General features: G+C 54.4%; 11 protein-coding genes and 5 tRNA genes. 15 read left to right on the top strand and 1 reads right to left on the bottom strand.

What is annotated here, in order from left to right; all coding sequences use genetic code 11:
• Window positions 1-8: 8 nt before the first annotated feature.
• From lpfC to dppF, 10 genes are all read left to right on the top strand, one after another.
• Window positions 9-2537: an outer membrane usher protein LpfC gene (gene lpfC, locus ACMWL8_RS16230; RefSeq protein WP_045260011.1), complete on the top strand. Its 2529-nt coding sequence runs from the start codon at window positions 9-11 to the stop codon at window positions 2535-2537.
• Window positions 2538-2554: 17 nt separating this feature from the next.
• Window positions 2555-3625, top strand: coding sequence for a long polar fimbrial protein LpfD (lpfD, locus tag ACMWL8_RS16225; RefSeq protein WP_045260010.1), 1071 nt, complete (start codon window positions 2555-2557; stop codon window positions 3623-3625).
• A gap of 5 nt (window positions 3626-3630) precedes the next feature.
• Window positions 3631-4158 carry a long polar fimbrial protein LpfE gene (gene lpfE / locus ACMWL8_RS16220; protein WP_045260009.1) on the top strand — a complete coding sequence of 176 codons (528 nt, stop codon included), beginning with the start codon at window positions 3631-3633 and terminating at the stop codon, window positions 4156-4158.
• A gap of 253 nt (window positions 4159-4411) precedes the next feature.
• On the top strand, window positions 4412-6106 hold the full coding sequence (gene eptB, locus ACMWL8_RS16215) for a kdo(2)-lipid A phosphoethanolamine 7''-transferase (protein ID WP_045260008.1): 1695 nt from the start codon (window positions 4412-4414) through the stop codon (window positions 6104-6106).
• A 91-nt stretch (window positions 6107-6197) separates the two neighbouring features.
• Window positions 6198-6274: transfer RNA gene (locus tag ACMWL8_RS16210), tRNA-Pro, on the top strand.
• Between the two features lie 620 nt (window positions 6275-6894).
• A complete protein-coding gene (dppA, locus tag ACMWL8_RS16205; RefSeq protein WP_028015091.1) occupies window positions 6895-8502 on the top strand; it encodes a dipeptide ABC transporter periplasmic-binding protein DppA in 1608 nt (535 codons plus the stop codon).
• A gap of 177 nt (window positions 8503-8679) precedes the next feature.
• The gene (gene dppB / locus ACMWL8_RS16200) at window positions 8680-9699 is read left to right on the top strand and encodes a dipeptide ABC transporter permease DppB (protein WP_028015092.1); all 1020 of its coding nucleotides are present in this window, start codon (window positions 8680-8682) and stop codon (window positions 9697-9699) included.
• A 9-nt stretch (window positions 9700-9708) separates the two neighbouring features.
• Window positions 9709-10611: a dipeptide ABC transporter permease DppC gene (dppC, locus tag ACMWL8_RS16195; RefSeq protein WP_028015093.1), complete on the top strand. Its 903-nt coding sequence runs from the start codon at window positions 9709-9711 to the stop codon at window positions 10609-10611.
• A 10-nt stretch (window positions 10612-10621) separates the two neighbouring features.
• Entirely contained in the window at window positions 10622-11605 is a 984-nt protein-coding gene (dppD, locus tag ACMWL8_RS16190; protein WP_041911597.1) for a dipeptide ABC transporter ATP-binding protein, read from the top strand.
• Window positions 11602-12615, top strand: coding sequence for a dipeptide ABC transporter ATP-binding subunit DppF (gene dppF, locus ACMWL8_RS16185; protein ID WP_045260007.1), 1014 nt, complete (start codon window positions 11602-11604; stop codon window positions 12613-12615). Before dppD ends, dppF begins: the two co-directional genes overlap by 4 nt.
• A gap of 43 nt (window positions 12616-12658) precedes the next feature.
• On the opposite strand, the gene coaA is transcribed toward dppF, so the two are convergent.
• A complete protein-coding gene (gene coaA, locus ACMWL8_RS16180) occupies window positions 12659-13609 on the bottom strand; it encodes a type I pantothenate kinase (RefSeq protein ID WP_032644951.1) in 951 nt (316 codons plus the stop codon).
• Between the two features lie 317 nt (window positions 13610-13926).
• On the opposite strand from coaA, the gene ACMWL8_RS16175 reads away from it, so the two are divergent.
• From ACMWL8_RS16175 to ACMWL8_RS16155, 5 genes are all read left to right on the top strand, one after another.
• A tRNA-Thr gene (locus ACMWL8_RS16175) sits at window positions 13927-14002 on the top strand.
• 8 nt (window positions 14003-14010) lie between these two features.
• Window positions 14011-14095: transfer RNA gene (locus ACMWL8_RS16170), tRNA-Tyr, on the top strand.
• Between the two features lie 117 nt (window positions 14096-14212).
• Window positions 14213-14287, top strand: a tRNA-Gly gene (locus tag ACMWL8_RS16165).
• Window positions 14288-14293: 6 nt separating this feature from the next.
• Window positions 14294-14369 (top strand) — tRNA-Thr (locus ACMWL8_RS16160).
• Window positions 14370-14487: 118 nt separating this feature from the next.
• The coding region (locus ACMWL8_RS16155) for a GTP-binding protein (RefSeq protein WP_016946120.1) at window positions 14488-14689 on the top strand (202 nt) is incomplete at its 3' end.

Genomic DNA, 14689 nt, shown 5'->3' with positions numbered 1-14689 from the left:
TTATTACTATGCCATGGACGCATCTTCCTCTGGTCAATAAGACCCCGCGTTTCCCGCTCTCTGCGCTTGCGCTGATGATCGCGGGTACGCTCCCCGCCTATGCGGGAACATTTAACCCGCGCTTTCTGGAGGATGTGCCGGGTATTGATCAGCACGTTGACCTTTCAATGTATGAATCCAATAAAGCCGAACAGCTGCCGGGTAAATACCGCGTGTCGGTAGTGGTCAACGATAAAAAAATGGAGTCGCGCACCCTGGAGTTTAAGGCCGCGACAGAGGCGCAGCGCGCAAAAATGGGTGAGTCCCTGGTGCCGTGCTTAAGCCGCGTGCAGCTTGAGAATATGGGCGTGCGCATTGATAGCTTCCCGGCGTTGAAAATGGCGCCGCCGGAAGCCTGCGTCGCTTTTGATGACATTATTCCTCAGGCCGCCAGCCATTTCGATTTTGCGGATCAGACGTTAATCATGAGCTTCCCGCAGGCCGCGATGAAGCAGACCGCGCGCGGTACGGTGCCGGAATCACAGTGGGACGAGGGGGTGAATGCCCTGCTGGTGGATTATAACTTCACCGGCAGCAACGCCAGCTATGACGCGCATGACAGCGATTCCAGCTATAACAGCGACAGTTACTATCTGAACCTGCGCAGCGGCGTGAACCTGGGGGCGTGGCGGTTACGTAACTACAGCACCTGGACGCGAAACGATGGCAATAACCGATGGGATAACATCGGCACCTCGTTAAGCCGTGCCATTGTGCCGTTGAAATCACAGCTGACGTTAGGGGATACCTCCACAGCCGGTGATATTTTTGACAGCGTTCAGATGCGCGGCGCGCAGCTAACCTCTGATGAAGAAATGCTGCCTGACAGTCAGCGCGGGTTTGCGCCCGTTATCCGCGGTATTGCCAAAAGCAACGCCGAAGTTACCGTTGAGCAGAACAACTACGTGATTTACCGTACGTTTGTTCAGCCAGGCGCGTTTGAAATTAATGATCTGTACCCAACCTCGAACAGCGGCGACCTGACGGTCACCATTAAAGAGGCGGACGGCAGCGAGCAGAAGTTTGTTCAGCCGTTCTCCGCGGTGGCGATCCTTCAGCGTGAAGGCCATCTCAAGTACAGCCTCTCTGCCGGGGAATACCGCGCCGGGAACTACAGCAGCGCCGAGCCGAAGTTCGGGCAGCTGGACGCCATGTACGGTCTGCCGTACGGCTTTACCGTTTACGGTGGTTCGATCTTCTCGGAAAACTATTACTCACTGGCGGGGGGATTAGGTAAAAACTTCGGCTATATCGGTGCGGTCTCCATCGACGTAACCCAGGCGAAAAGCAACCTGGCCAATGACGATAGTTCGGAAGGTCAGTCTTATCGCTTCCTCTACTCCAAGAGCTTTAACAGCGGCACCGATTTCCGTCTGCTGGGTTACAAGTATTCGACCAGCGGCTATTACACCTTCCAGGAAGCGACGGATGTCCGTAGCGATGCGGACAGCTCGTATAGCCAGTACCACAAGCGTAGCCAGATCCAGGGCAACGTGACGCAACAGCTGGGCACCTGGGGCTCGGTCTATTTCAACGTCACGCAGCAGGACTACTGGAACGATGAAGGTAAGCAGCGTTCGCTAAATGCCGGTTATAACGGCCGTATTGGTCGCGTGAACTACAGCATTGCCTACACCTGGACGAAAAGCCCGGAGTGGGATGAGAGCGATCGTCTGCTGTCCTTCTCCATGTCGATTCCGCTGGGACGTGCATGGAGTAACTACCATCTCACCACCGATCAGCATGGCCGCACAAACCAGCAGCTGGGCGTCAGCGGTGCCGTGCTGGAAGACCGCAACCTGAACTATAGCGTGCAGGAAGGCTACGGCAGCAACGGCGAGGGTAACAGCGGCAGCGTGAACCTGGATTACCAGGGCGGCGTAGGAAGTGCCAGCCTGGGCTACAACTACAACCGTGATGGTCAGCAGGTGAACTACGGCCTGCGCGGCGGCGTGATTGCCCACAGTGAAGGCGTTACGCTTTCCCAGCCGCTGGGCGAGTCGATGGCCATTATCTCTGCACCGGGCGCACGCGGTGCGCACGTTATTAACAACGGCGGTGTGGAAGTGGACTGGATGGGTAACGCGGTGGTGCCGTACCTCACGCCGTACCGTGAAACGGAAGTCTCACTGCGAAGCGACAGCCTGAACAGCCAGGTTGACCTGGACACCGCCTCCGTCAACGTCGTGCCGACGCGCGGCGCGATTGTCCGGGCGCGTTTCGACACCCGCGTGGGCTATCGCGTGCTGATGAACCTGACGCAGGCGAATGGCAAAGCGGTACCGTTTGGTGCGACCGCCACGCTGTTGGATACCAAAAAAGAGTCCAGCAGTATCGTGGGTGAAGACGGCCAGCTTTATATCAGCGGGATGCCGGAGAAAGGTGCGCTCCAGGTGAACTGGGGTAAAGACCAGGCACAGCAATGCCGCGTGGCGTTTACGCTACCGGAACAACAGGATAATACCGGCGTGGTGATGGCGAATGCCGTCTGCCGGTAACAGGGAAGGATACGATTATGTTGAAAAAGTTAATTACGATTGCTGGCCTGTTGGGTGGGTCAGCATTGTTTGCCGGGCAGGCCATGGCTGCGGCAGACTGGGGACCGTGTTCGCCTAATGGTGGCACACATGAATTTTCTGCCAATATCAGCCAAACAATAACTGACACATCACGAAATGTATCCGGGAGTATATTTCCTGATTTTTATAGCTGGTCTTTATCGGGTGGCTATCAGGCTACTTGTGAATGTCCACCAGGTACTGAAGGGATGGCAATTTACTATTCAGCAAAATCACCGTTAACGCCAGGGCATACAGAAGGAACAGATCAGTATTACGTTGTTAATAACAATATTCAGATAAATGCAAAAATATGGGTTGCTGGTGGACATGGGCTCTCTGCAGTGCCATTTACTAATCTGGATGTGCTGGCAGGTAATGGCAGAGGTGCCTGCGATGTAGATGGCGCTCCTTTAACATTTGTTACGGGAGCTACTGGGGCGATGTCATTGTATATAAACAAACCTTTTGTTGGTCAGTTAGACATTCCGTCAACAAAGATAGCAGAGTTATATGCTTCAAAAAAGGCAAACGTGTACGGTTCAACACCAATGGCATCGGTATATCTGAGTGGTCAAATTACTGTCCCTCAGGGCTGCGAACTCTCCAGCGGCAGCACGCTTGAAATCCCCTTTGGTGAATTTAAGGCCAGTGATTTTAAAGATCGCAAAGGCCAAATTGCCAAGAACGCGACGATTTTTACCAAAGAGTTGCAGTTTAAATGCACCAATATTTCCGATGGCGTAAAGATCTTCCTACATATTGAGGGCATGCCAAACGCCAATGATTCGAACGCTATCGACATGGGGAACCCGGATATTGGTGCCGTTATTAAAGGCGAAAACGGTAAGATTTTGGTGCCTAATGATATCAACGCGAATCAGGAGCTGAGCGTAACGACTCTTGTTGACGAGACGCACCGCACTGCCTCGGCGAAAATTTCGGCTTACCCCATCAGCACCACCGGCAAATTGCCGGCCGCCGGGGAGTTCGAAGGGATCGCCACCATGCGTATTGATGTGGAGTAAGCCGGATGAAAACAATGAATGCGTTTTTGCCAGCGTGTTTGCTGCTCACCGCATCAGCGATGGCGGCGCCGGTAAATATCGGTTCCGCAGGGGATATCCACTTTACCATCACCATTAAGGCGGCCACCTGCGAGCTGGAAAACGACAGTATTGACGTCGATATGGATACCGTGGTGCTCCAGCGCCCGGTAAAAGTGGGTAAAGAGCTTAACCAGAAAAGCTTTAGCATCGGCTTGAAAGACTGCGCGTATGCCACTAAGGCCTACGTCACGATGGACGGTACGCCAGATGCGACAAACGCTTCACTCTTTGCCCTGGACAGCGGCGGCGCGACGGGCGTGGCGTTAAAAATTAAAACGTCGGGCGGGGTACAGCAGCTCCCCTCCAGTACCGATTCTACGCCCGTGGAGCATACCATCTGGTTTGATGGTACGAACAAGCTGAACTATATCGCCAGCTACGTGCCTGTTAAACCGGATGCCACCGTGGGCGCGGCAAATGCGACGGTGAATTTTAGCGTGGTATACGAGTAATCACCGAGGGCCAGTTCGCTGGCCCTTTGCCCATTTTCCGGGGTTGCATCAGCGTACGGCTTCTCCAGACGCGGTTTTTTTGTAAAAATCTTCCTCGATCACACTCTCTGCTGCCACTTTTCTCTCCCGCTGTGGTCTACTTACCGCGCTTGTAGACGTTTCTCATAACGCTTCCTGACGCATTTACTTACTCTGTCCGCTTTCTGTTTGAGATTCGGCGGGTCTTTATACCCCTTCCCCCAGGGTTGTTTGCATGAAATATATTAGGTCTCTTACCCAGCAACGTTTGTGTCTGATGCTGGCTGTCTATATCGGTTTGTTTCTGAATGGCGCGGTGCTGTTCAGAAGAGTGGAAGGTTATTTTGAGCACCTCACCGTAAGAAATGGAATTTTTGCCGCGATTGAAGTGTTCGGCTCCATCCTCGCCACATTCTTCCTGTTACGCCTGCTCTCACTTTTTGGCCGACGTACATGGCAAATTCTGGCCTCGCTGGTGGTGATTATCTCTGCCGCCGCAAGTTATTACATGACATTTATGAACGTGGTCATTGGCTACGGTATCGTTGCCTCAGTGATGACCACGGACATCGACCTCTCGAAAGAGGTGGTGGGTCAAGGGTTCATCATATGGACGATTTTGACCTGCCTGATCCCGCTCTTCTTTATCTGGAGTAATACCTGCCGTTATACCCTGTTACGCCAGCTGCGTACCCGGGGACAGCGCATCCGCAACGTCGCCGTCGTTCTGCTGGCGGGCCTGCTGGTGTGGGCGCCGATTCGCCTGATGGAAAAACAGCAAAAACGGATCGAAAAAGCAACGGGCGTGGATATGCCGAGCTATGGCGGCGTGGTGGCTAACTCGTATCTGCCGTCCAACTGGCTGTCCGCGTTAGGTCTTTACGCCTGGGCGCAGGCGGACGAATCCAGCGATGTGAAATCGCTGATTAACCCGACCAAAAAGTTCACCTACCAGGCGCCGGCTGACGGGCTGGATGATACTTACGTAGTCTTTGTCATAGGTGAAACGACGCGCTGGGATCATATGGGTATCCTCGGTTATGACCGCGATACCACGCCGAAACTGGCGCAGGAGAAGAATCTGGTGGCTTACCGCGGCTATTCCTGCGATACCGCCACGAAGCTCTCGTTGCGCTGTATGTTTGTGCGTGAAGGCGGGGCGAGCGATAACCCGCAGCGTACCCTCAAAGAGCAAAACGTCTTTGCCGTGCTGAAGCAGCTTGGATTTAGCTCCGATCTGTTCGCCATGCAAAGTGAGATGTGGTTCTACACCAACACGCTGGCAGATAACATCGCGTATCGTGAGCAGATAGGTGCCGAGCCTCGCAACCGCGGGAAAAACGTTGACGACATGCTGCTGCTTGAGGAGATGTCCCAGTCTCTGAAGAATCACCCGCAGGGCAAACATCTCGTCATTCTGCATACCAAAGGGTCGCATTACAGTTATTACCAGCGTTACACGCGCGATTTCGCGAAATGGCAGCCTGAGTGCGTAGGCATTAATAAAGACTGCAGCAAGCAGGAGCTGATCAACGCCTACGATAACTCGGTACTGTATGTGGATACCTTCCTGAGCCGCGTGATTGACCAGCTGCGTGATAAAAAAGCGATTGTTATCTACGCCGCAGACCACGGTGAGTCCATTAATGAGAAAGAGCACCTGCACGGTACGCCGCGCAAGCTGGCACCGCCGGAGCAGTTCCGCGTGCCGATGATCATGTGGATGTCGGATAAGTATCTTGAAAATCCGGAGAAAGCGAAGATGTTTGCTCAGCTTAAGAAAGAGGCGGAAATGAAGGTGCCGCGTCGTCACGTTGAGCTGTACGACACCATTATGGGTTGCCTCGGCTATACCTCACCGAACGGTGGGATTAACGAAAACAACAACTGGTGTAAACTCCCTGATAACACCGCAAAAGCCGCGCAGTAGCTGCTCTGGCGAGAATATCGCCAGTTGAATGGCTTTTTGAAAATAAGGGATTGACGGGGGCGCACCTCAGCAGTAAGATGCGCTCCGCATTCGGCGAGTAGCGCAGCTTGGTAGCGCAACTGGTTTGGGACCAGTGGGTCGGAGGTTCGAATCCTCTCTCGCCGACCACATTCTGAAAAGGGCTAACCGCAAGGTTAGCCCTTTTTGCATTAACGGCTTACTCATCCTGATTCAGTAAAATGCCCCTTATCCCCGCTTCTTCCTGCCTGTTAACGATTTTGTGACATAATCCATTGTATTTTTTTATATATAGATTGATCTTTTTTCGCGTTGCTTATGGATAACCTCAGCATTTTTCGCTGTGCGTTTTAACGTTCGCGGTATTTAGTGCTCAGATAATCACCATTCTGCAAGAAAATTTACCCATTCTGAATAAAAGTTAATCACTGATTGTTGCGAAATATGAAGATATTTGTGCTGCAAGTTGGCGAGTAGCATAAATTTCCCTGCTGAAAACTGGCGTTCAGGGTTTTTTTAATCTTTGTTTGCGGTTTCTCACACTCGGCGCAAATCCCCGTCACCTGTATTGACGTTTTCACATTCTGTTGACAGATTGTAGGGCATGAGGGGCATTTCAGGGACGATCTGCGCTGCAACTCAAACGCTCTTCTGAAAGGATTCTCCATCCCTTTAACGCCTTCGGGCACCTCCGACCGGACCGGGTAAAAAATAAATAAAGGTCTGGCGGCGTAACACAACAAAGCAAAACATCACATTGGAGCAGAATAATGAGTATTTCCTTGAAGAAGTCAGGGATGCTGAAGCTTGGTCTGAGCCTGGTGGCTATGACCGTGGCAGCAAGCGTACAGGCAAAAACCCTGGTTTACTGTTCTGAAGGCTCGCCGGAAGGCTTTAACCCACAGCTCTTTACCTCTGGTACGACTTACGACGCAAGCTCTGTACCGATCTATAACCGTCTGGTTGAATTCAAAACCGGCACCACGGAAGTGATTCCGGGTCTGGCCGAGAAGTGGGACATCAGCGAAGACGGCAAAACCTATACCTTCCACCTGCGCCAGGGCGTGAAGTGGCAGGACAGCAAAGAATTCAAACCAACGCGCGACTTTAACGCCGACGACGTTGTGTTCTCCTTCGACCGTCAGAAAAACGCCCAGAACCCGTACCACAAAGTGTCTGGCGGCAGTTACGAATACTTCGAAGGGATGGGTCTGCCGGACCTGATCGCCGAAGTGAAAAAAGTAGACGATAAAACCGTTCAGTTCGTGCTGACCCGTCCGGAAGCGCCATTCCTGGCTGACCTGGCCATGGACTTCGCCTCTATTCTCTCTAAAGAGTATGCGGACAATATGCTGAAAGCCGGCACGCCGGAAAAAGTGGACCTGAACCCAATCGGTACCGGCCCGTTCCAGCTGCTGCAGTACCAGAAAGACTCCCGTATTCTGTATAAAGCCTTCCCGGGCTACTGGGGCACCAAGCCGCAGATCGACCGTCTGGTCTTCTCCATCACGCCTGATGCGTCCGTACGTTACGCTAAACTGCAGAAAAATGAATGCCAGGTGATGCCGTACCCGAACCCGGCAGATATCGCGCGCATGAAGCAGGACAAGAACATCAACCTGATGGAGCAGGCGGGCCTGAACGTAGGCTATCTCTCCTTCAACACCGAGAAGAAACCGTTTGATGACGTGAAAGTACGTCAGGCGCTGACCTACGCGGTGAACAAAGAAGCGATCATCAAGGCCGTTTACCAGGGCGCGGGCGTTGCTGCCAAGAACCTGATCCCACCAACCATGTGGGGCTATAACGACGACGTTAAGGACTACAGTTACGATCCTGAGAAAGCGAAAGCGCTGCTGAAAGAAGCGGGCCAGGATAAAGGCTTTACCGTCGAGCTGTGGGCGATGCCGGTACAGCGTCCGTACAACCCGAACGCACGCCGTATGGCGGAAATGGTCCAGGCTGACTGGGCGAAAATTGGCGTTCAGGCCAAGATTGTGACCTACGAGTGGGGCGAGTATCTGAAGCGCGCCAAAGCGGGTGAGCACCAGGCGGTAATGATGGGCTGGACCGGTGACAACGGGGATCCGGACAACTTCTTCGCCACCCTGTTCAGCTGTGCGGCAGCGAAAGACGGCTCTAACTACTCTCGCTGGTGCTACAAGCCGTTTGAAGACCTGATCCAGCCGGCGCGTGCGACCGACGATCACAACAAACGTATTGAACTCTACAAGCAGGCTCAGGTTGTTATGCACGATCAGGCTCCGGCGCTGATTGTTGCTCACTCCACCGTGTATGAGCCAGTGCGTAAAGAAGTGAAGGGCTACGTGGTTGATCCACTGGGCAAACACCACTTCGAAAACGTATCGGTTGAATAATTAAAAGCAACGTCAGGCGGCGCTGCGCTTGCACTGGCCTACGGTATGTAGGCCGGGTAAGCGTAGCGCCACCCGGCAGCAGTGCTTTATTGCCTCTCTGAAAGGGGAGGGAATAAGATTTGTGAGCAATACAGACGTCACGCCACTGGCCGTGCGTCATCAGAGAGAATCCGGGTTATGTTGCAGTTCATCCTCCGACGTCTGGGACTTGTTATCCCGACGTTTATCGGTATCACCCTTCTCACTTTTGCCTTCGTCCATATGATCCCCGGCGACCCGGTAATGATTATGGCGGGTGAGCGTGGTATCTCCCCTGAACGTCATGCGCAGCTGCTGGCTGAACTCGGCCTCGATAAGCCGATGTGGCAGCAGTACCTCCACTATATCTGGGGCGTGATGCACGGTGACTTAGGGATTTCGTTAAAAAGCCGTCTTCCGGTGTGGGACGAGTTCGTGCCGCGTTTTAAAGCGACGCTGGAGCTTGGCATCTGCGCCATGATTTTCGCCACTGCGGTGGGTATTCCTGTTGGGGTACTGGCTGCCGTTAAGCGTGGCTCTATTTTCGACCATACCGCCGTGGGTCTGGCGCTGACCGGTTACTCCATGCCTATCTTCTGGTGGGGCATGATGCTGATCATGCTGGTCTCGGTGCAATTGAACCTGACGCCGGTCTCCGGACGCGTCAGCGATATGGTCTTCCTTGATGATACCAATCCGTTAACCGGCTTTATGCTGATCGACACGGCCATCTGGGGCGAGGAGGGCAACTTCATTGATGCCGTCGCGCACATGATCCTGCCTGCCATGGTGCTGGGCACCATTCCTCTGGCGGTGATCGTGCGTATGACCCGTTCCTCCATGCTGGAAGTGCTGGGTGAAGATTACATCCGTACCGCGCGCGCCAAAGGTTTAACCCGCATGCGCGTCATCATCGTCCACGCGCTGCGTAACGCCATGCTGCCGGTGGTGACCGTTATCGGCCTCCAGGTGGGTACGCTGCTGGCGGGGGCGATCCTGACGGAAACCATCTTCTCCTGGCCGGGCCTCGGACGCTGGCTGATTGATGCGCTGCAACGCCGTGACTATCCGGTGGTGCAGGGTGGGGTGCTGCTGGTCGCGACGATGATTATCCTCGTCAACCTGCTGGTCGATTTGCTGTACGGCGTGGTGAACCCGCGTATTCGTCATAAGAAGTAAGGGGCCATCATGTCACAGGTTTCTGAAAACAAAGCTGTTGCTGCACCGGTTCCAATGACGCCGCTGCAGGAGTTCTGGCACTACTTCAAGCGCAATAAAGGCGCGGTAGTCGGGCTGGTGTATGTCGCTATCATGATCCTGATTGCGGTGTTTGCGAACTTTCTGGCGCCGTATAACCCGGCGGATCAGTTCCGCGATGCGCTGCTGGCACCTCCTGCCTGGCAGGACGGCGGTAGTCTGGCGCACCTGCTGGGTACCGATGATGTGGGCCGCGATGTGCTGTCGCGTCTGATGTACGGCGCGCGTTTGTCGCTGCTGGTTGGCTGTCTGGTGGTGGTGCTCTCCCTGATTATGGGGATCATCCTCGGCCTGGTTGCCGGTTACTTCGGCGGCATCGTTGATAACATCATTATGCGTATCGTCGACATCATGCTGGCACTGCCAAGCCTGCTGCTGGCTCTGGTGCTGGTGGCGATCTTCGGCCCGTCGATCGGTAACGCCGCCCTGGCGCTGACCTTCGTGGCGCTTCCTCACTACGTGCGATTAACACGCGCGGCGGTGCTGGTGGAAGTGAACCGCGACTACGTCACCGCCTCTCGCGTGGCGGGTGCCGGTGCGATGCGCCAGATGTTCGTTAATATCTTCCCTAACTGCCTTGCGCCGCTGATCGTTCAGGCGTCGCTCGGTTTCTCTAACGCCATTCTTGATATGGCCGCTCTTGGCTTCCTGGGCATGGGTGCGCAGCCGCCAACACCGGAGTGGGGCACCATGCTCTCCGACGTGTTGCAGTTCGCACAAAGCGCCTGGTGGGTTGTCACCTTCCCGGGTCTGGCAATCCTGCTGACGGTGCTGGCATTTAACCTGATGGGTGATGGCCTGCGTGATGCGCTTGATCCCAAACTGAAGCAGTAAGAGGCACGAGATGGCGTTATTAAATGTAGATAAATTATCGGTGCACTTCGGCGACGAAGGCACCCCGTTTCGCGCCGTGGACCGCATCAGCTACAGCGTCAATCAGGGCGAAGTGGTTGGTATCGTCGGGGAGTCCGGTTCCGGTAAGTCGGTGAGTTCACTGGCAATCATGGGGCTGATTGATTACCCGGGCCGCGTGATGGCGGAAAACCTGCAGTTCAACGGTCAGGACCTGAAGCGCATTTCTGAGAAACAGCGCCGCCAGCTGGTGGGCGCCGAAGTGGCGATGATCTTCCAGGATCCGATGACCAGCCTGAACCCGTGCTACACGGTCGGCTTCCAGATTATGGAAGCGATTAAGGTGCACCAGGGTGGTAACAAGAAAACCCGTCGCCAGCGCGCGATCGACCTGCTGAACCAGGTGGGTATTCCTGACCCGGCATCGCGGCTGGACGTATACCCGCACCAGCTTTCCGGTGGGATGAGCCAGCGCGTGATGATTGCCATGGCGATTGCCTGTCGACCAAAACTGCTGATTGCGGATGAACCGACAACGGCGCTGGATGTGACCATTCAGGCGCAAATCATCGAGCTGCTGCTGGAGTTGCAGCAGAAAGAGAACATGGCGCTGGTGCTGATTACGCACGATCTGGCGCTGGTGGCCGAAGCGGCACACAAGATCATCGTGATGTACGCGGGCCAGGTGGTTGAGACCGGAAATTCGCACGATATCTTCCGCGCGCCGCGTCATCCGTATACGCAGGCACTGCTGCGCGCGCTGCCGGAGTTTGCTCAGGACAAAGCGCGTCTGGCGTCGCTGCCGGGCGTGGTTCCGGGCAAATACGACCGTCCGCAGGGCTGTCTGCTTAATCCGCGCTGCCCGTATGCCACGGACAAATGCCGCGTTGAGGAGCCAGAGCTGAATCTGCTGGCCGACGGTCGACAGTCAAAATGCCACTACCCACTCGATGATGCCGGGAGGCCAACACTATGAGTACGCAACAGGCCACCACGCAGCAGCCGCTGTTGCAGGCCATCGACCTGAAAAAACACTACCCGGTGAAAAAGGGGATTTTTGCCCCTGAGCGCCTGGTGAAAGCGCTGGACGGCGTCTCCTTTAACCTCGAACGCGGTAAAACGCTGGCGGTGGTGGGGGAGTCAGGTTGCGGGAAATCGACGCTGGGCCGTCTGCTGACGATGATTGAAGTCCCGACCGGCGGTGAGCTTTATTATCAGGGCCAGGATCTGCTCAAGCACGACCCGCAGGCGCAGAAGCTGCGCCGCCAGAAAATCCAGATTGTGTTCCAGAATCCGTACGGTTCTTTGAACCCGCGTAAAAAAGTGGGACAGATCCTGGAAGAGCCCCTGCTGATTAACAGCAATCTGAGCAAAGAGCAGCGCCGTGAAAAAGCGCTGGCGATGATGGCGAAGGTTGGGCTCAAAACCGAGCATTACGATCGCTACCCGCATATGTTCTCCGGCGGCCAGCGTCAGCGTATCGCCATCGCCCGCGGGCTGATGCTTGACCCGGACGTGGTGATTGCCGATGAGCCGGTTTCGGCGCTCGACGTGTCCGTGCGCGCGCAGGTGCTGAACCTGATGATGGATCTCCAGCAGGATCTGGGGCTGTCTTATGTGTTCATCTCTCACGACCTGTCGGTGGTGGAGCATATTGCCGATGAAGTGATGGTGATGTACCTGGGGCGCTGCGTGGAGAAGGGGACCAAAGAGCAGATCTTTAGTAATCCTCGTCATCCGTACACCCAGGCGCTGCTGTCTGCGACGCCGCGTCTGAACCCGGACGATCGTCGCGAGCGCATTAAGCTGACGGGTGAACTGCCAAGTCCGCTGAATCCGCCGCCGGGGTGTGCCTTCAACGCGCGCTGCAGCCGCCGCTTTGGCCCGTGCACCCAGCTTCAGCCGCAGCTGAAGGATTATGGCGGTCAGCTGGTCGCCTGCTTTGCGGTCGATCAGGATGAAAATGGCGAGAAGCCGCACGCATAACGAAAAAAACCGGCGCGAAGCCGGTTTTTTTATGTCTGCCTGACTATTTTCGCAGGCGAATCTGGTCGACGGCGTGCTTCTCGCTCTTGGTGAGGATCAGGCTCGCACGCTCGCGCGTCGGGAGGATGTTCTCTTTGAGGTTCACGTAGTTGATCTCATTCCACAGCCCCCTGGCCACATTAATCGCCTCTTCTTCAGAAAGCTGAGCGTAGTGGTGGAAATAGGAGTCCGGGTCGGTGAATGCCCCTTCGCGGAACTTCAGGAAGCGGTTGATATACCAGTTCTGCAGCAGATCTTCCGGCGCATCAACATAGATAGAGAAATCGACGAAATCCGAAACGAACACATGATGCGGGTCATGAGGATAGTCCATGCCGCTTTGCAGCACGTTCAAACCTTCAAGGATCAGGATATCCGGCTGGACTACCGTTTTATCCCCATCCGGGATGCGGTCGTAAATCAGGTGTGAATAGACCGGCGCCGTGACGTGCGGCACGCCAGATTTCAGGTCAGAGACAAATTTTACCAGACGGTGCATATCATAAGAGAGCGGGAAGCCCTTCTTCTTCATCAGCCCGCGTTCTTTTAAGACCTCATTCGGGTGCAGGAAGCCGTCGGTGGTGATCAACTCAACGCTGCGGTGTTCCGGCCAGCGGCTCAGCAGCGCCTGCAGCACGCGTGCGGTAGTGCTTTTACCCACGGCCACGCTGCCCGCAATACTAATGATATAAGGAATGCGCTGACCATTGGTTCCGAGGAACTGCTCCAGCACCGCCTGACGGCGCAGGTTGGAGCTGATATAGAAGTTAAGCAAGCGAGAGAGGGGGAGATAAATTTCTGCCACCTCTTCCAGGGACAGATCTTCGTTTATCCCTTTTAACCGTGCGATTTCACCTTCCGTCAGCGTCATAGGGACGGAATCACGCAGGGCAGCCCACTGGCTGCGGTTAAAGTGAAGATAAGGCGTCATTAACGTTTGCTCTTTTTTGCTCATAAGCATGCTTCAGTGAGCCAGCGCTATGCTGCCGGGACGTGGCTCATCACACAGTTAATTTTGGACAATGGGCAGGAGGTTAACACCAGATGGCGGGAATAATAAGAAAAAAGATGGAAAGCGCTGCGTTACGCGGAAGCCGTCACGCTACGGTGTATGCGATGTAAATCATGCCTGTATGTTGATTATTTGACCCGGAATGGCTACTTTTACATCGCTTAGCGCTGCGTTCGCATAAAATGTGAGCGAAAGAACGTTTTATGCAAATTTTTAGTTGCATGACCGCGCAGGTATCCATAGAATGCGCGCTACTTGATGCCGACTTAGCTCAGTAGGTAGAGCAACTGACTTGTAATCAGTAGGTCACCAGTTCGATTCCGGTAGTCGGCACCATCAAGTCCGGTGGGGTTCCCGAGCGGCCAAAGGGAGCAGACTGTAAATCTGCCGTCACAGACTTCGAAGGTTCGAATCCTTCCCCCACCACCACTTTCTGGCAGCGTAAATGCCGCCGGAGCTGGTTGGAAAAATTAGCCAGCTCAAACTGAAAAAGAGAGAAATCTCTTTTTTTGTTACAGAAAGAACTGGGTAGCCGAGTTTCAGGATGCGGGCATCGTATAATGGCTATTACCTCAGCCTTCCAAGCTGATGATGCGGGTTCGATTCCCGCTGCCCGCTCCAATACGTGCTGATATGGCTCAGTTGGTAGAGCGCACCCTTGGTAAGGGTGAGGTCCCCAGTTCGACTCTGGGTATCAGCACCACTTCACTTCTCCTTCCCGTTTCTCTCTGTTTCAATTTTACTGTATTCAACAATTCAGGCATTTCGCCTGGTTGATGTGGTGATATCACCGATTTATCCGTGTCTTAGAGGGACAATCGATGTCTAAAGAAAAGTTTGAACGTACAAAACCGCACGTTAACGTCGGTACTATCGGCCACGTTGACCATGGTAAAACAACGCTGACCGCTGCAATCACTACCGTTCTGGCTAAAACCTACGGTGGTTCTGCTCGTGCATTCGACCAGATCGATAACGCACCAGAAGAAAAAGCTCGTGGTATCACCATCAACACCTCTCACG

This window comes from Enterobacter sp. 04-C-12-SI-ECC, assembly GCF_047530715.1.
Taxonomy (GTDB): domain Bacteria; phylum Pseudomonadota; class Gammaproteobacteria; order Enterobacterales; family Enterobacteriaceae; genus Enterobacter; species Enterobacter bugandensis.
Note: the sequence above shows the minus strand (reverse complement) of the source record. Positions and strands in the feature narration are given on the sequence as shown.